We start from the raw sequence: 17,311 nt of genomic DNA, 5'->3' as shown, positions 1-17,311 counted from the left end.
ATGAAGTTTCACCTTTTCTTTTTAACCATTACGATTCAAAAAGAAACTATATCTGCAAATGAAGCAAAACAAGAGAAACAGTATAAAAAGATTATAGATGAAATTCGTGATCGTAGAAGCAAGTACTACACTCACCTATAATTGCTTGAACTTATATTAGAAATGAAAGGAGTCGATTATGATGTTAATGACGCGGTGTAAAGAAATGATTTGGATAGTTCAGAGGGATTCCACATAGTTTATAAAGTGAAACTTTAATCAGTGGGGGTTTTACTGCCCGCAAATACCGGATAAAGTTTATTTAACAAAAATTTACCGACTGATTTGATGTGTAAAAAATATATAATAATAAGTATTTCATACACTCAAAAAAATAAAAGATACACCACTTATTAAGCGGTGTATCTTTCTCAACATATTCTATTTCCGTTTACTTCGTTTCGTCTTAAACAATCTCACTAAGTTCGAAACAACTGTTTTTGTTACCGCATAAGCTGGTACTGCTAAAATCATTCCGATAATTCCCGCGAAATTACCTACCCCTAAAATAAGGATGATAATTGTCAACGGATGGATATTTAATTTTGAACTCATAATACGCGGTGAAATGATGTTACTTTCAAACTGTTGTACGATTGTTACTATAATAATTACGTACAGAGCTTGCATCGGAGATACGAACAGACCTATAATGACAGCTGGTGCTGCTCCGATAAATGGACCTAAGTTCGGAATTATATTTGTAAATGCTGCGATAATTCCTAAAACGAAAGCATACGGTAAACCGATGATTAAATAACCAGTAAATGTAAAGGCACCAATAAACATACAAACGAGTGCTTGACCTTGAATATATGCAGATAATGTTTCGTTCGTTTCCTTTATGATACGAAGTCCTTCTTCACGGTAAGACTCTGGTAATACACTAACAGCTTTTCCTGGAAATGCATGTCCATCTTTAAACATATAAAATAAAATGAACGGTACTGTAAAGATAACTAACGCCACGTTCGTGATAATACCAAATAAAGCCGTTGCACTCGACGTAAGTGTGTTTGGTATTTCCTTTAAGTATTCAATTGCATTTTTCTCAATTGTCTCAATGGAAACGTAGTTTTGTGTAGATAGCCATTCAAATAATCTATGATGGGATAGATCTTGTATGTATACTTTTCCCTCTTTTATGTAAGTCGGCATATTTTTTACTAAATCCATTAACTGTTGTGAGATGGTTGGAACGACTACTCCAATAGCAACTCCAGTTAATGTAATGATAAAAAGGTACAGTAGTAAGATCGCTAAACCTCTAGGTACTTTTTTATTCTCCAAAAAGACTAACACAGGGTTAAATATGAAGTATAAAAATAGCGCGATTAAAATTGGGAAAAATAATGTTGATATGAAGATACCAATCGGTTGAAATAGAAACGATATTTTTGTGCAAATAAATATAATTCCTACAACCATCAGCACTTCTAATGTCCAAAAGTGCACTTTCGATTTCAAAAAAACGTCCTCCTTTAAACTAGCACTTCTCTTCATTGTACCAAATTAAACTTAGATTTCACATAATATTTTCCTTTACAATATTCCAAAATCCCATTAAATACACTACAATGAGATTACAGACAAATTTGCAGGTAAAGGTGATAAATATGACACAATGCATCATTTGCAGAAAAGATACGAAAGAACTTAGTGAACAATATGTCATTCCAGAGATATTATGTGGATATTATTTCATAAATTCAATTTGTGATTCATGTCATGAACATATGACAACAAATATTGACCGTCCTTTAATTAGACATAAATTAAGTCAATATAAGATTGAGCAAATGAAAAAACAAATCGACTCCCCTCTCTATACGAATGAACATGGTGAGGAGCTAGCAGCCGCTGAGACAGATGTAGTCGAAGTAAGTGATGAGATACTTTATTCCAATGCATTAATTATGAAACTATGTAAAAAGCACGATATTTCATTACATAATGAAATTTGGAAAGAAGAGCGCGTAACAAAAGTAGCTAGTTCTATTCAACGTGAATTGCTTTTAGATAACCGTAAATATAAAATGAGTGTATTAAAAATGGCTTATACTTTTGCTGTACAAACAATTGATGGCTACTTTGACGATCCAGATGCGATTGATATTTCTACCATTCTATTAAATGCCGATTTCATGGAATTAAAGGAAAAGAGTATCGTTCGTGACTTAAGCAAAAGCTCTTTATGGAATACATTAAATACAACGAGCGAAAACCATTACTTTATTTTACTTAGTGATAAAGACGGTCTATTCTGCTTCATTCGCCTATTTGATATTTTTGATGTTGTTGTTCATTTATCAGAAAAAAGATACAATCTTCCATCACCAATTGTCGGCGTAAATAATGTAGACAAAAAAGGATTTTTTGTGGAAAGTTTAAAACAGTATATGGATGGGCTATTTAAAGAAACTACACGTTCTATTTAATCCATATAGGAACATACGGTCTCCTTTCTTCATGAAAAGACACTGTGTTATAATGAGTGTGAAAAGAACAATACAATCACATAAAACAATTAAAACCTGTATATAAATAAAAAAGACTAGTGTGCGGCTACACACTAGTCCACGTAACTTAGCAGATTGGATTGTTCATTTATCCTATTTGTTTCGTACAAACACAACAACCCACTTTCTATAGGCATAGGTGGGTTGTTATTTTTTGAGCTTGTCAATTAAGACGACAATAAACGTTAACAATGCAATGAGAAACAGTCCACCTTGCAATAACAACGCAATTTCACTCACTTATTATCACCCCCCTCCTACTTTGGAGAAGTGATAATTGAACAACCAACCGTACCATAAGTTACCTCTTAATTTTATCATATTTTCTAATAGTTTACGATGAAAACCCGCAAGCTAGTAAGCTGCGAGTTTTTTTTATTTTTCATTATTTTTTTAGTGCATATGCATCAGCAATCATTTCACCAACGATTTTATTTTCTTGTTGCTTCTCGTCTTTTAATAAAGGGAATAACAGTTCTGCCACTTCTTCCCCCTCCTTGAACTGATTCATATAAATGAATGGATTCGGTTTTTCCAATCAGCGATACGTTATAGAATTAACTACATATTATAAAAACATTTCCTATAAGTTAACTAGTCTTTATTTAAAGACACATATGATTCGTTTGAACATCGTTACTGTTTGTTTGAAATACAGTTCGATTTATATTCATAAAAATTGTATATCTCTTTATTTGAAAGGTATTTTTCACTTACTATTTTTTATGGTCCTTAATCCGCTGTAACCAATAAGAAAACTCACATGCTAAATGCATTTGATGTGATTTAATAAGACTATTAGGACAAAGTGCTGAGAACTCAACAACTAGACTTACTTCTATCCCAGTATCAATATCTTTAAATTGATGCCGAACTCCACCAATAATAGTACCATCTTTCATACGTGCAACACCTGTTGATTGGTATTGGTAAGACTTATCTCTAGGTGTTTTCAATCCCGTTTCGTCACCAAAAACAATGAAAAATTGAACTGGGAACGGAGAATTACCTGTAGTTTCGATAACCTCTAATTCATTTTCCCCAAAGGGGCTTAGTACATAGTGATCAGGACAAGCCGATAAATTCACTTGATTATTTTCACTTGATTGTTCAAGCATAAAACTATCAATTCCATTTATAGCTTCTTCTGCTGTAATCCCATCTAAATAGATGCTTGTTTTTGAAAACTTTCGTCTATCACCAGATAAAACAGTACAGATACGCATACCTATTCCACTTAATCTAAGTTTTGATTTCAGTTTATCATACATTTCATTATATGAATATTTCAACTTTACTTCCGTTAGCTTTTTTATCATGACGTCTGTATCATTTATTTCAGGCCCTTTATGTCCTAATGTATTTAATGCTTTTTTAATACGTTCTCTTTTCCATTTTGTAAGTTGCTCTTGCGAAATATTGTTTCCATCGATAATAATCTTCATATACATTCACCTTCTTTTTGATCGTATCGTAGTGTAGTTAATACTAAATTAACCATTTCTTGCTTCGTATCTAGATTCAACTTTACTTCTGAATGAGCAATACTGCTAAGACCGTATAAAATAAATCCAGAAGCTAATGAGGAGTTGTCAGTATAAAAAATCCCCGTTTTCACTCCTTCTTCAATTACTTGTCGAATTAATGGTTGAATTCGTGTGAATAATTTCTGTTCCAGTTGAAAATGTTGTTCCGTCTGAAACGAACTCACATTTTTATAGGGTGCTAATTTTTCAATAAATGTCCAAAATATATCTAGAGAATCTTTCATCTTCTGCATTACAGACCGTTCATTTGAAATAAGTATTTCTTCAATTAACTCCATATTTTTCACAATGAAGCTATTTAAAGTCTCATCAACAAAATCTTCTTTAGATTTAAAGTAATAGTAAAACAACCCTGTTGCTACACCAGCCTGACTAACAACATCTTTTATGCTAAATCCTCCCATACCATTTTTCATATATAGTTCAAAACCAATATCCATTAACTCTTGGCGTCTTATATCGGGTTCTTTTGATATTCTTTTCATACGTCATCTCCTACTATGTTTTTTACCACGACTGAATCTGATTCAATCATAAACGACTGAACTTGATTCAGTCAATCTTATTTGATAAATTTAAAAATCAATTTAGAAACTAAGCAACAAAATCCCTACAAAAAAAGAGTAATCCCAAGAAATATGCTTCTAACCTTAGATTTATCAAAAAAGTTAGATCATATAACTTGAGACTACTCATTTTCATTAAACACGTATTCTCTTTTCAAATCGATTAAACTTTATTTTAGCCGCACCATTTCTGTCTCTACAATCATTTGAGGAAGCGACTTTTGAATTATTTCCTTTAATACATAAAGAGCTTCATCCACATAGCCACCTTCAAAACTCTCTAAGGGCTCAGGTAACTCATCCTCATCTAAAATAAAACATTCTCCACTTGGCATTACCATAATATCAATAATTAAGTCTTCAAATGACACTAGTTCGTCTGTTATTTGCGTATTTTTTACAACATTAAAATAAGCGCCTAAATACATTCCGTTCTTATCTCTCCATATGTATAAATTGTACGGACGATTTTCCCAGTAGTATGCAATGGTGTAACTTCCTTTTGGGATTGTTAAACTCGAATCATTTGTATTCATCGTAAATGAATACTGAACCTCATAAAATAACACGATACTTTGCGATTTCTTTTCAAGTATTAAGCAATTGTGATCTACTATTGTCGAGTCATATCGGATTTTTCTTTCTATAATTTCACTTTTAGGTGTTCGTAATTTATTCTTTTTTTTGTTTCCCCTTATGCTATTTCTAGTCTTAATTATATCCGTTTATATAGCGATAAAGAAGTGTACGGTCTACAATTACACAATAAAACTCCTTCTTATTTAGAAGGAGTTTTTCACTATCCACCATTCATATGTTTTAACCTTTCAGTAACCGCATCATAAAATTTTCGTTTCTCATCAACATTTAAGTGAACACGACTTACTGTTTTAGTAAATCCATACAACAACTGCACTTTCACTGGCTCTTTTAGCGTTATTTCAAAAGTAGCAGGTTCTTTTATGAACTCCATAACAGTTGCATCCAGCACCTCTTTTTCTTCTTTTGCTGTTAGGGATTCCCCCTTGTAGAATGCAATATTATCAATTTGTGTAAATGGCAATACAACTTTCTTTCCTAATCCAATTTGAATGATAACTTGTTCTTCTGTTACGACAATTGGATTTTTACGCATCGCTTGTATTTCAGCTAAAAAATAAATCATCGCATATACGTTTAGTATGAGTAAAATCCAAGCTATTACTGGATTCCATTGATGAAGTAAATAGTGAAAACCAATACTTTCAATTACTGTTGCGTGAATAATCATAATATAAACACCTATAGCGCCGGTCTTTTTGTGATAGGAATATGTGCATTCACCATCTGGTACTTTTTCACGCCACGATAAAAATGCATAATAGATTAATTTACACTCAGTAAGAATGATACTTACAGCCTTACTTCTTTTCATAGTAGCATCAAACGCTGCATCAATCGCATAAGAAAATGAAGAATACTCACTTCTATATTCTTTATATCGTTTTATTATTTTAGGAAGTACTCTTATAATTTTATATATAAGAAACAGTTCAAAACATACGAACACAATTTCTCCAGCAACTATTACATACGAAACAAATGAAAAAGCTTGTAAATAATCACTAGGAATTATAAATCTTGCGAACACGTATCCTGCTATAACTACAGGAAACATATACGTTAACGAATACCTTTTCCGTATAATAAAGAAATATGTGATGACTGGAATTACAAACATAAAATCTAATAATGAACCGAGGACTACTTCTTTCGGGGCAGCTGGCACTATTGGCAGGGCATACAATAAATAGTTTGATAACATAATTAAAGATACGAGTCCAATCCAAATGCCCTTTTTCCTTCGTGAAATTGATGGATTCATTCCTTCTCTCCTCTATTCAAAAACCTCATTTAAATGGTCTTTATAAAATGAAATAGCACGTTCAAATTCTTTTATCTCATCTACTTTCACAACTGTCTCTAACAGTAATTTCATCGCTTCTTCATGTTCGTTTACGTTATATTTTGCTAATGATAAAAACACTTTCATCACGTCATTTTCCGGGAACTTCTTTATCCCTGCTTCTAATAAAGTAATCGCTTTATCATATTCCCCTATACAACGATACGTACTGCCAAGACCGATATACGCACCGCAAAGGGATTCACCATCAAGTCCGTTCGCAATTGCCTGTTCATAATACGGAACCGCCTCCGTTTCAAGACCCATTACATCATGTATCCAAGCGCATTGATATAGTACTTCTGCATCCCTCGTAAAGTTTGTTAATCCTATAAGTATCTCTCTAGACTGCGCATATTTCTTTTCATTTCTAAGTTTAATAGCTTGCTTTAATAAATGTTCCATACAATCCACTCCTCACAAAATGTTCATTATGCATATATCATGTATTACACATTTACGAGCAGCTAATGGCCTATTTATTCCATTGACTCAATTTAATAATTAGTGAGGGCTAAGTTCCCCCACTAATTTAATATTAACTCCATTACATACTATGCGACTGCATCTCTTTCTAAAAGCTTAAATTTACATCGCAGTGATACGATTACATAAATGCTCTAACATATTGACAATTTCTTTTGCAGTTTCATCTTTCCCATTACATAACTTCACATTACCGTCTTGTCCAATAACGTGATGCACAGCACCGCGAGAATATAAAGAATGCGGTGAGTTTGCTACCATTACACTTGCTTTTGCATCTTCCATTCTTTTACTTGCTCTTTCAATAAGTTCTGCTTCATTTACGTCACTTTCAAGTTTAAAGCCAACGAGTATCGTTTCTGGATCCCAACTCTTTACTTGTTTTAATACTTTTGGCGCTTTTTGAAAATGAATAATTGGAGCGATGTCACTTGAAATCTTTCCGTTCATATTAAGAATATTTCCATCTTGATCACAAATCTTTTCGACAACCCAATCTGAGCCAGCAGCAGCCATAATAACTGCATCTACTTTTTCATGTGTAATAATACTTTTCATCTTATCTTGTAAATCAATAATCCCCTCAAATGGGTGCAATTCTAATTGGTTATTTACATCCATTGGCTTCTCAGCGAAATAGCCATGCAAATATATTACATGTGCGCCCTTTGTCATTAGCTCTTCCGCAATAATTCTTCCAATCGTACCTTTTGCTAAATTTGTATGTCCACGTACTTGATCCCATTTTTCTAGGCAGCCGCCGCTCGTAATTAATACTTTTTTCTCCTGCATAATAACCATCCCTTACTGATTTTTCGCACGAAACCACTCTGTTCCAAAGTCAACTGCATCACGCTGCCTCATAAAACGGCACGTCGCATTCCCTATCTTCCCACGCGTAACTGTTCCTTTAAGCTCATATTCAACTCCGATTTCTACAAACGTATCAGAATCGTAATCCATTTCAACGAATTCTTTCCATACTCTTACACCTTCTTCTATAATAGGTGCTCCTACCTTTATTAACTCGCGTGCACCTGTACGTACCTCAGATAAATGTATAGACGTATTAGAGTCATAACCAACACCAAGTAATAATATGTATCCATCAAAATCGTATATTTTTCGTAATGGCGATTCTTCACCAAAACTTATGGAAAGTGAATGATTCGCTGTAATTTCTTCTGCGTGTTGCCCCCATGCTGCAAAACTACTGAGTGGATGATTACTGCGCAATACATTCGGATATGTACGAAAACATTCAACTACTTCTCCCATTGCCCTTGTTGGTGTTATACGTGGATCAAATGCTGGGACGTTATCCCGAATAATTTGCCACCATTCTTCTGGTACAGGTGGTCTTGACCAATGTTTTGGATCGGATAAATCCGAAGATTGCGTCGGCATAATTATCGTTCCTTCTTCTGTAACAACTTTCATTAACGCTTCTACTACGGCAACTGCACCGCCTGATATCCAACCGATTGAACTTAATGAAGAATGTACAATAACTGTCATTCCCTTTTCTATCCCTAATGCTTTTAAATCATTTGTAATTGTTTCGATTGTATTTGGAAATTGTGTATTCGCCACTATGTCATTCATTTTCACGATTGTTCCCCCATTTTGCTTTAAACTAATACATACATATATTATCATACTTTTCTTAATTTTTAACTTAATCATTTCGATTACTATACCTCTGTCGTTTTTATCATATCGGAAACAGTTAAATTATTGTATATTAATTTAAAATAAATATAGAAAGGTGAACACAATCAAAAACTTTCAATCTAGCAATCTTAATTTATACTAATATGAAATAGCCCATCACAAATGATGAGCTATTTATTTTATTCATTCTCTAAATAACAATAAAACCTCTCTACCCCCAGATATTTCTCTCCCAAGCTTTCAATCTTAAAGTTACATTTTTTGTAAAATCCAACTGCCTCTGTATCTGTCTCCGCCTCAATATATGTTAACTCATATTCCCTAATTAGTTCTTTAATCATTTGAAGTGCAATTCCTTGATTACGATATTTTTCATCAACAGCTATGTGACACATTCTCGCTCTATTTGTATGAATTAGCGCTATACCTATGCAACCCTTATTCCCATATTTATATAGCACTGCCTGATCATTTTTATACATTGAAACTGCTTTAAATAAGCTTGCTTCACTCGGACCGGTCGCATGCTTTAATACTTTTTTAATGGGATCTATTTCTAAATACTCAACACGTTGTAACATCCTATTTCCATCCTTTCTCATGAAAAAAGATTAGCTCTTTATTGAAAAAGAGCTAATCTCATTACGCCGTTATTTTCTCTTCTTTTTTCACAACTACAGCTACATAACTATGAAGTATCATTCCGACAATTACAAGACTCATTCCAACCCACGATAAAGAAGACGGAATTGGAGCCGATAACCAGATCAGTTCTCCTACTAATGCAAATAAAACTTCACCAGACTGTGTCGCCTCGACTGTTGCTAATTTTTGCGGATCATCTTTTACAAGATCTGTCGCAAAGAAGAATAATACCGTTGCGATTAACCCTGAACTAACTGCTACAATAAAACATTGGAAAACTTGACTACTTGACGGTAGTCCGCCTGTTGATACTTCATAACCAGATAGTAAAAACCAAAATGGTAAACTTGCTAATGTCATACCGAGAACTCGTTGGAAGACATCTAATTCGCCCTTACATACTTGCATCATTTTTCTATTTCCAAGTGGATATGCAAACGCAGCAATGAGTACAGGAACCACACATAAAATGGTTTCACGAATCCCTAAAGAAGAAGCGTGTTCTACTTGCATAAGAACAACACCGAATAAAATAATGCCTGACATTACTAATTCTTTCATTGGAAGTTTTTTATGTAATGGGTCTACCGCAAAAAATGGTGTTAACAAAATCCCTGCAACTATTGTAATTTGCCAAGTCGAAGCGACAAGCCACCCCGGTCCAAACGCACCCGCGAAACTAAGCGGTGCATAAAAGAGACCAAACCCTACAATACTCCATAACAACCACTCTTTCGGATTGTTTTTCATATATTGCAAGAGTTGTTTTAAGTTCCCTCTATACATGACAATAAGTAGTAGCATTGGAACCATAAAGTAATACCGTAGTGATGCACTCCAAATCCAACTCCCGCCCCCTAAGTCCATCGATCGGTTTAACACAAAGGTAAAGGCAAAGAAAAACGATGCCAATATCCCTACTGCAATAGCTTTCATTATAAAACCCCTTATATAGTTTCTTTTTCTACTATATAACAAAATGAATATAATTAATATTCAAAAATTTAATCATACATGCGATCTACTTCTATATAACTTTCGTAATCGACTAATATGAGCTTGATGGTACCGATTATGATCGGCTATATGCCATATTCCCCACCTTATAGTCGCATTTTCTCCCTTTTCATAAAAAACTTCTCGTGTTAAATCATTTTCTGTTAGTTTCATACATTCCTCATAAAACATATGTTGCACAGCTTCATAATCTTGCATTAATTCTTGTAATTTGTACTTTCTTAAACTAGGCAATTCTCCCTTTTCATTCAACATTGGTCCATATTTATTTTCAAGTGCAGGCGGAACTCCCTCTTCTTTTAAACGGTACACCCAGTGTAAATCGACTACTGCTAAATGCTGAAGTAGCTGTCCAATGTTATTTTCATTATTTTCAGACCCTTTATAGGACAGTTCGTTCTTTTCAATACCTTCGACTAACCTTTGCAATCGTTTAAATGTATCAGTAACCGTTGCATACAAAATTGCCACGTTGGGGTTCATATCTTTTTCTAAATGGAGATCTTTCATGATAATATCCTTCCTTTAAAGAAACAACACCATATTTTCATCATCACTATACACACCATTCACCTTTATAGCTCTTTTTTCAATTCCATACGTTTTAAAGCCCATTGATTCATACAATTTTTTTGCTGGTTCGTTTGTAGATACAACACCTAATGTCAATTGCTCTAGTTTTATATCTCGCGCTCTTTGAATGGCATTTGTTATTAACTCACGTGCCAATCCGTTCCGCCTGTTTTGTGCATCTACATACATCGCAACGATATGACCTTTATGTTTATACGCCTCTCTCTCTTCTGTTAGTAAAGTGACAACTCCAACTAAATGATTTTCTTCATTAAATGCACCAAATGTACAACTAGTAGTAGCTGTTAAATTACTTTCCACTCTCTTAATAGGATTTTCCTGGCGAATCGCCTCTTCATAAGTTGTTACAAATGCCTCTGGATTTACTTGTAAAGCTTGTAAACGTAAGTCCCAATATTTTTCCGCATCTTCTTTCGTAAGTAATCGAATCATATTTATCCTGCCCCTTTAAGTTAACATAATATTTTTATAAGCTACTATTTAAAGATTGGTATTCTTCTCTTAACATACTATAGCGATAACGATGAATGAACTTCCCTTTACGTAACCGATCATTTCTCATTATTCCTTCACAAACAAATCCTGCTTTTTCATAACTCTTTCTAGCTTGTAAATTATCTTCGTCTACTCGTAGCCAAATTTTTTCTAATTTGAATTCAGAAAAACCGATTTGTAACATACTGTATAGGGCCGCCATTCCATATCCTTTACCCCAATATTCTTTATTTCCAATTGCAATCCCTAGTTCAGCATTTTTATTTGTATTATCAAAGTTTTTTAGGTCTACCCATCCAATGTGTATACCTTCCTTTGTAACGATAGCTCGTTGTTCATAACCATTCTTTCGACTTATGCATGCTTCAATCCACCTTCTCGTATCTTCACGAGTGAACGGTGGATATTGATCTGGTACAACTAAATGCTTTGTTACTTCTGTATCTAATGACCATTGATATCGATCTTCTACATCATCTATTGTCAGTTCTCTTAATTGAACGAATGGTACATTCACTTTGCTATCCCCTTTTCATTTCCCTATAGAAAATCCTTCGAACATTCTTCCTCCATACTGCTCTAACGTATTTTCTATAAAACTAATTAATTCATTTTTCTTCTCTGTTTTATAAAAATGATCAAAAGCCGCTACAAAATGTTCTGCATATCGCTCGTCATACCTTCTTAACACTCTAATAAACCATTTTGAATTTCCAAGCCATTGACCATTTACCCTTAAAACATATTCATGTACTAAATCAGCTAATAAATTGGCGATGAACAATTCTTCTTCTCTCTTTGTTGCACCAATGAAATCATCCAAGGTATCCGTAATAAAATAGCGGTTCTGCTTCATCGTTTCTTCTGACCATTTTTTTGGTCCTTTATTTAATAAACCATTCGCTTCTCTTTTAAGTGTCTCTACAATTTCATCTTTTCCTTTTAGCACAATCCCTTCTGAAACTAATTGAGGTAATGAAGGTCTCCCGCGCTCACAATCACTTTTAAAAAAGGTTTTATACGTTTCAAAATTATGTACGAATACTTCAACAGGCCAGCCATTACTATAGAAAGATTCTCTATAACAAGATGACAAACTTTGGTCGAATATTACAATATCAAGGTCAGATGTTTTCGTAGCCTCTCCTCTAGCCACACTTCCCCCTAGTAAAGCAACATCACAATTCGAAAATTGTGATGTAATTATGCTTTGTGCCGCTTCAATTGGTTTCATAATCTTACCCCTTCTTATTTTACTTTCTTTTTTTCAGCTCTTTCTCTCGCTTTTTTTATATACGGTTCTGCGTCTGGTGTTTTGCATGACGTTGCCCCGTGATCAACTTGTACTTTCCCAATTTCACGTGCAATTTCAATCGCTTTTCGCTCTAAGTCTTCATTACGAATTCCTATCGCGATTAAAGCACTATTCATCGCTTCTTTTTTTCTATTTTTTTCATTATGTATATTTGCTTTAATTTCTTCGAGATACGGAGTGAAGAATTCATCATGTAACGTTTTATTTTTAATCGCTATATTCGCTAATAATGACCAACCAGCTCTTCCAATCCATTCTTCATCAGACTTCGTCCATTCTTCCATTCTTTCTATCGCGATTGGTGACGTACATATAGCTGTCATAAGAACGTCCATTAAACAATAGTAATCAACATCCTGAACCCATCTATTTAGTTGTTCTGACGTTAGTTTCTTCGGATCTAAAATCATCGTTGCTAAAGTCATTGCATCCATATTTTTTGTTTCCCATAATGAAATTGCTAAATCATGATCTTTTTTTATCTTCTTTTTTAACAATTTTAAATTTGCAAAACTAACTCCAAATAACGGCTCTTTCGCTCCATGATTTTTAAAGGTTTTACGGTTTTGTTCTGTTCCATATTCTTCCAGTTGCTGCATTACTTCTTCAAGTAACATAGGTCCACCTCTTTTATATATTTTGTTGCCTTCACATATGTATGTACGATATATTCTACATTATTTTTTGGTTTTCCTATATTTATTTTTTAAATACGGTATGTGAAATTTTGTTGATGTTCTTTAAAATAAAAAACATCCTCTTCCTTATTTTTCACACGGTTGTTCATTCACACTCTGTATACAATACTCCACAAGCGCATTCAACGGATTTATTATGTTCCTTCCCATTATATTTTCTACCCTTGTAGTAGCGTCTACCATAGATAATTGTGCGACTGAAAGCATTTCGTTTCTATCTTTCATAATTTCATATAAATACTTTTCTAATTTAACATCATGCTCTTCTTTACGACCTTGCATAATTAACTCAAATATCCCTTCTATCACTTCTACTTTTATATGTATGGATTTATTATTCTGCCGAGCGTATTGTTTTAAACGTTCCATCGTTCCTGAAACCGTACGATTATTTGTAAAAAGTATTGTTTGTGGCTCTTCAATATGACAAATCATTTCAAAAAATGGCTCATCAATTTTCAATATAGGTATGTCTATTTTGAAATTCTCATCTAATAGCGTAATATAATCTGTACAAGTTAATAAAAGTGTATCTACATCACTTTTGGCTATATACTTTATAATATCTTTTAAATTACTCCGTGCTTGTTCTTTTTCAAAATCGCAATCTTTTTTTAATATGCGTGATAAGATGGGATCTACAAAATGGAGTATTTCGATTCCAAAAGATCGCAACGCTCGGTCAATGTATTCAATATTTGAATGATGAGCATGTAAACAAGCTAATTTTTTCATACTTATCCTCCCTTTCTAAAACAAAAAACATGAATGAACCATTTTACATGCAGTTCCATACATTCAATTCTTGTTTCATTTTTTTAAACCTGCAAAACGTTGAAATCTTGCATATTTTTTTACAAACTTTCTTACGCTTGTAAAAAAGTTTTTTTGCATTTCCCCCTCTAAAATTGCTAATATAGTAGAGTAGAACTTTTATAGAGAGAAGGAAAATTATGCGCAATGGAATTCGGATGACAACTTTAATGAAAAGGGCTCTGTTGATATGCGTCGGGGTATTGTTTACATACGAAGCTGCTTATGGATCAACACATACTGCTCTAGCAAGTACAGAGGATGAAACTAAATCTGTTCAACTTGTAAGTGAAATCCAAACATCCCTAGCACCAAAAGAAGCTCCAAAACACTATAACGGGCAGGTTAGAAAAGTTGCTTACTTAACATTTGATGATGGTCCTGGAAAATACACAGCTGAGCTTTTAGATATGTTAAAAAGTGAAAATGCAAAAGCAACATTCTTCCTAATTGGTTCAAACGTGAAGGCTTTCCCTGATCTTGTAAAACGTGAAAATACTGAAGGCCACTACGTTGGGATGCACAGTATGACTCATAACTACAAGAAGCTTTACACAGAAGGTCATTACGTTGATGAAATGAAAGAAGACCAAGGCTTAATCGCTGGCGTTCTAGGAAAATCACCAGTATTAACTCGTCCAGCTTACGGCTCAATGCCAGGATTAAATGAAGCCCTTCGCAACAAAGTTGTCGAAAATGGTTTAAAAGTTTGGGACTGGACAATTGATTCATTAGACTGGAAATACAACAAAATGCCAGTAGACGCTGCATCTGCTAAAATCGTAGAAAACGTTCTACATGGTGCTACAAACCCAACAGAAGTTATTCTAATGCATGATATTCATCCACAATCAGTTAAAGCAGTACCTGGAATTATTAAAGGGCTGAAAGAAAGAGGATATGAATTAGAAGCCTATAATGAGAACGAACACTTCCCATTAAACTTCTGGCATGATAATCGTATGTAATAAAAAGACTTGATTCCCTCTTGTAGGTTATCAAGTCTTTTTTTATCGTTTTGGGAATTTCCTTTGTTGCTCTTCAATAGAACGAATCATATTCTCTCTATCCTCTTGAGTTATACTGATAGAAAATTCGTACTCCTCTTCCTTACACCATGCGGGTTTAAGTTCCAGCGATAAGCGAATAACAAGATGAAACTCCTCTTCTTTTTCTCCCATAAATTCAAACTCTAAATTTGGTTCCATGAAAGCTAGTTCGTTATATGTGGGGTTTGGTAATGCTTGAAACCATTTTATCATGTACTGTAAGTCGGAAGTTTGTAAAAAAGGATCCATCGTTTCAAAAACTTTATTTTCTTCTGATAGTTTCGCTTTTACTCTTAACCAATTTCTATCACACTCGTCTTTTGCATCTTTATATTGGTAATTTACAACCTCTAAATGTAATGATATTTTTTCATTTTTAAAATTCATGCATAGACCCCTTTCATTTTACCCTATTTTGAAAATATACTTTTCTGTTTTAATATTAGCCCTCAAGAAAAATCAAAAAGTGTACAAACAATCAATACAATAATAACACATGTTATTTCAAACTAACTCCTATATTCAAATCCCCTCACTATCTTACACTATAATATTTACATTTAATAAAAAGACTTGAATTCATAATTAGAATTCAAGTCTTTTTATGCTCTATTCTTTAGAAAATATTACCCAGCAATTTCGCAATTTCACTAATTAAAATACCAACAACAGCAAAGTCAGAATCACCGAATGTTGTATTTTCAAATCCTAATCCACCTAATATAGGTAGTAATATAGCTGGTAGGAATGAGATTAATAATCCATTTACAAAAGCTCCAAGTATTGCTCCTCGTCTTCCTCCAGTTGCATTTCCAAATACAGCAGCTGTTGCCCCTGTGAAGAAATGAGGGATTAATCCTGGCACTATTACACTTAATCCGATAAATGGAAGAATAAACATAGATAGTAATCCAGCAATAAAACTTGTTAAAAAGCCAATAATAACTGCATTTGGCGCGAATGGGAAGATTGTTGGACAATCTAATGCTGGTTTGGCATTTGGTACAAGTTTATCTGCTATCCCTTTAAATGCAGGGACAATTTCTGCAATCAACATACGGACACCAGCTAGAATAATATATACACCCGCAGCGAATGTAATCGCTCGCATGAATGAATACACGAGATAATTTTGTCCGTTACTTAATTCTGTTTCGATAAAGTTTTTCCCAGCAAATGGTGCAACAATAAAGAATAACACAGCCATTGTTAATGACATAGAAACTGATGTATCACGTAAAAACCCTAATGACTTCGGTACTTTAATTTGTTCTGTAGATTTTTCCTTATTTCCAAATTTACTACCAACAAATCCTGCTGCTAAATACCCAACTGAACCGAAATGGCCAATTGCGATATCATCCATTCCCGTAATTTTTCTAACATACGGTTGAAGTAGAGCTGGAAAAATGACCATAAGTAATCCTAAAATAATAGACCCACTAATAACTAGTGAAGCGCCTTTCATCCCTGTAGTTGAAAATACAGCTGAAATTAAACATGCCATGAATAAGGTATGATGACCAGTTAAAAATACATATTTAAATCTTGTAAATCGTGCAATTAGTAAATTAGCAATCATCCCAAATACCATAATTAATGCCGTTTCTGTTCCTAAAGTTTGCTGTGCTATCGCAACAACAGCTTCGTTATTTGGAATAATCCCTTTAATATGAAATGCTTTATCAAATATTTTACCAAAAACATCTAAAGCCCCTATTAATATAGTGGCTCCGCCTCCTAAAACGACGAAGCCCATAATTGTTTTTAATGTTCCTGAAACTGTATCTGCAAAATTCTTTTTTTGCAATAGTAAACCACACATAGCAAACAATCCAACTAATATTGCAGGCTGTCCCAAAATATCCTTCATTATTAAATCAAACATAGCACTACTCCCCTTTCACCG

The 17,311-nt window shown here is 33.7% G+C and carries 22 protein-coding genes and 1 pseudogene; 3 read left to right on the top strand and 20 right to left on the bottom strand.

Features of this window, described 5'->3' with window-relative positions:
• Positions 1 to 141 carry a YrzI family small protein gene (locus tag NSS74_RS09405; protein ID WP_002142199.1) on the top strand — a complete coding sequence of 47 codons (141 nt, stop codon included), beginning with the start codon at positions 1 to 3 and terminating at the stop codon, positions 139 to 141.
• Between the two features lie 279 nt (positions 142 to 420).
• Here NSS74_RS09405 and NSS74_RS09400 read toward each other — a convergent pair whose 3' ends face one another.
• Complete coding sequence (locus tag NSS74_RS09400) at positions 421 to 1,506, bottom strand: AI-2E family transporter (RefSeq protein ID WP_002136851.1); 1,086 nt, start codon at positions 1,504 to 1,506, stop codon at positions 421 to 423.
• Between the two features lie 149 nt (positions 1,507 to 1,655).
• On the opposite strand from NSS74_RS09400, the gene NSS74_RS09395 reads away from it, so the two are divergent.
• On the top strand, positions 1,656 to 2,477 hold the full coding sequence (locus tag NSS74_RS09395; protein WP_000189680.1) for an HNH endonuclease: 822 nt from the start codon (positions 1,656 to 1,658) through the stop codon (positions 2,475 to 2,477).
• Between the two features lie 228 nt (positions 2,478 to 2,705).
• Here NSS74_RS09395 and NSS74_RS09390 read toward each other — a convergent pair whose 3' ends face one another.
• The 17 genes and pseudogenes from NSS74_RS09390 to NSS74_RS09310 all read right to left on the bottom strand — a co-directional run bounded on the left by NSS74_RS09390 (position 2,706) and on the right by NSS74_RS09310 (position 14,275).
• Positions 2,706 to 2,798, bottom strand: coding sequence for a putative holin-like toxin (locus NSS74_RS09390; protein ID WP_001289318.1), 93 nt, complete (start codon positions 2,796 to 2,798; stop codon positions 2,706 to 2,708).
• A gap of 145 nt (positions 2,799 to 2,943) precedes the next feature.
• Positions 2,944 to 3,057, bottom strand: a pseudogene (locus tag NSS74_RS09385) (alkanesulfonate monooxygenase); the annotation flags it as partial.
• A 217-nt stretch (positions 3,058 to 3,274) separates the two neighbouring features.
• A complete protein-coding gene (locus NSS74_RS09380; RefSeq protein ID WP_002142201.1) occupies positions 3,275 to 4,003 on the bottom strand; it encodes a hypothetical protein in 729 nt (242 codons plus the stop codon).
• On the bottom strand, positions 4,000 to 4,590 hold the full coding sequence (locus NSS74_RS09375) for a TetR/AcrR family transcriptional regulator (RefSeq protein WP_002142202.1): 591 nt from the start codon (positions 4,588 to 4,590) through the stop codon (positions 4,000 to 4,002). Before NSS74_RS09375 ends, NSS74_RS09380 begins: the two co-directional genes overlap by 4 nt.
• Before the next feature lie 251 nt (positions 4,591 to 4,841).
• The gene (locus NSS74_RS09370) at positions 4,842 to 5,369 is read right to left on the bottom strand and encodes a DUF402 domain-containing protein (protein WP_033716370.1); all 528 of its coding nucleotides are present in this window, start codon (positions 5,367 to 5,369) and stop codon (positions 4,842 to 4,844) included.
• Positions 5,370 to 5,470: 101 nt separating this feature from the next.
• Positions 5,471 to 6,535: a hypothetical protein gene (locus NSS74_RS09365; RefSeq protein WP_002142204.1), complete on the bottom strand. Its 1,065-nt coding sequence runs from the start codon at positions 6,533 to 6,535 to the stop codon at positions 5,471 to 5,473.
• 12 nt (positions 6,536 to 6,547) lie between these two features.
• The gene (locus tag NSS74_RS09360; RefSeq protein ID WP_002013416.1) at positions 6,548 to 7,021 is read right to left on the bottom strand and encodes a tetratricopeptide repeat protein; all 474 of its coding nucleotides are present in this window, start codon (positions 7,019 to 7,021) and stop codon (positions 6,548 to 6,550) included.
• Positions 7,022 to 7,204: 183 nt separating this feature from the next.
• Positions 7,205 to 7,894, bottom strand: a complete 690-nt coding sequence (locus NSS74_RS09355; protein WP_002142205.1) for a phosphopantothenoylcysteine decarboxylase domain-containing protein — start codon at positions 7,892 to 7,894, stop codon at positions 7,205 to 7,207.
• Positions 7,895 to 7,906: 12 nt separating this feature from the next.
• Positions 7,907 to 8,707 carry an AAC(3) family N-acetyltransferase gene (locus NSS74_RS09350; RefSeq protein WP_157404378.1) on the bottom strand — a complete coding sequence of 267 codons (801 nt, stop codon included), beginning with the start codon at positions 8,705 to 8,707 and terminating at the stop codon, positions 7,907 to 7,909.
• Positions 8,708 to 8,955: 248 nt separating this feature from the next.
• Entirely contained in the window at positions 8,956 to 9,357 is a 402-nt protein-coding gene (locus tag NSS74_RS09345; RefSeq protein WP_002142207.1) for a GNAT family N-acetyltransferase, read from the bottom strand.
• A gap of 61 nt (positions 9,358 to 9,418) precedes the next feature.
• The gene (locus NSS74_RS09340) at positions 9,419 to 10,357 is read right to left on the bottom strand and encodes a DMT family transporter (protein WP_002065948.1); all 939 of its coding nucleotides are present in this window, start codon (positions 10,355 to 10,357) and stop codon (positions 9,419 to 9,421) included.
• A 72-nt stretch (positions 10,358 to 10,429) separates the two neighbouring features.
• Positions 10,430 to 10,948 carry a DinB family protein gene (locus tag NSS74_RS09335; RefSeq protein WP_002142208.1) on the bottom strand — a complete coding sequence of 173 codons (519 nt, stop codon included), beginning with the start codon at positions 10,946 to 10,948 and terminating at the stop codon, positions 10,430 to 10,432.
• 15 nt (positions 10,949 to 10,963) lie between these two features.
• Complete coding sequence (locus NSS74_RS09330) at positions 10,964 to 11,464, bottom strand: GNAT family N-acetyltransferase (protein WP_002032747.1); 501 nt, start codon at positions 11,462 to 11,464, stop codon at positions 10,964 to 10,966.
• Between the two features lie 34 nt (positions 11,465 to 11,498).
• Positions 11,499 to 12,044: a GNAT family N-acetyltransferase gene (locus NSS74_RS09325; RefSeq protein WP_159146790.1), complete on the bottom strand. Its 546-nt coding sequence runs from the start codon at positions 12,042 to 12,044 to the stop codon at positions 11,499 to 11,501.
• Positions 12,045 to 12,059: 15 nt separating this feature from the next.
• Positions 12,060 to 12,761, bottom strand: coding sequence for a nucleotidyltransferase domain-containing protein (locus tag NSS74_RS09320; protein ID WP_340813449.1), 702 nt, complete (start codon positions 12,759 to 12,761; stop codon positions 12,060 to 12,062).
• A 14-nt stretch (positions 12,762 to 12,775) separates the two neighbouring features.
• A complete protein-coding gene (locus NSS74_RS09315) occupies positions 12,776 to 13,459 on the bottom strand; it encodes a DNA alkylation repair protein (protein WP_340813448.1) in 684 nt (227 codons plus the stop codon).
• A gap of 147 nt (positions 13,460 to 13,606) precedes the next feature.
• Complete coding sequence (locus NSS74_RS09310; RefSeq protein WP_159146793.1) at positions 13,607 to 14,275, bottom strand: hypothetical protein; 669 nt, start codon at positions 14,273 to 14,275, stop codon at positions 13,607 to 13,609.
• 218 nt (positions 14,276 to 14,493) lie between these two features.
• Here NSS74_RS09310 and NSS74_RS09305 point away from each other — a divergent pair, with 218 nt between their 5' ends.
• Positions 14,494 to 15,321: a peptidoglycan-N-acetylglucosamine deacetylase gene (locus NSS74_RS09305; RefSeq protein WP_033706904.1), complete on the top strand. Its 828-nt coding sequence runs from the start codon at positions 14,494 to 14,496 to the stop codon at positions 15,319 to 15,321.
• Positions 15,322 to 15,363: 42 nt separating this feature from the next.
• On the opposite strand, the gene NSS74_RS09300 is transcribed toward NSS74_RS09305, so the two are convergent.
• Together NSS74_RS09300 and NSS74_RS09295 are read right to left on the bottom strand one after the other, a co-directional pair.
• Positions 15,364 to 15,789 (bottom strand): WapI family immunity protein, encoded by a 426-nt coding sequence (locus tag NSS74_RS09300; protein WP_002065936.1) that lies wholly within the window; start codon positions 15,787 to 15,789, stop codon positions 15,364 to 15,366.
• Between the two features lie 229 nt (positions 15,790 to 16,018).
• The gene (locus NSS74_RS09295) at positions 16,019 to 17,290 is read right to left on the bottom strand and encodes a PTS ascorbate transporter subunit IIC (protein ID WP_159146794.1); all 1,272 of its coding nucleotides are present in this window, start codon (positions 17,288 to 17,290) and stop codon (positions 16,019 to 16,021) included.
• Positions 17,291 to 17,311 lie beyond the last annotated feature (21 nt).

The sequence above is a fragment of the Bacillus sp. FSL E2-8868 genome (genome assembly GCF_038005505.1).
Lineage (GTDB): Bacteria > Bacillota > Bacilli > Bacillales > Bacillaceae_G > Bacillus_A > Bacillus_A mycoides.
The sequence above is the reverse complement of the archived record's forward strand: the minus strand, read 5'-3'. Positions and strand labels throughout refer to the sequence as shown.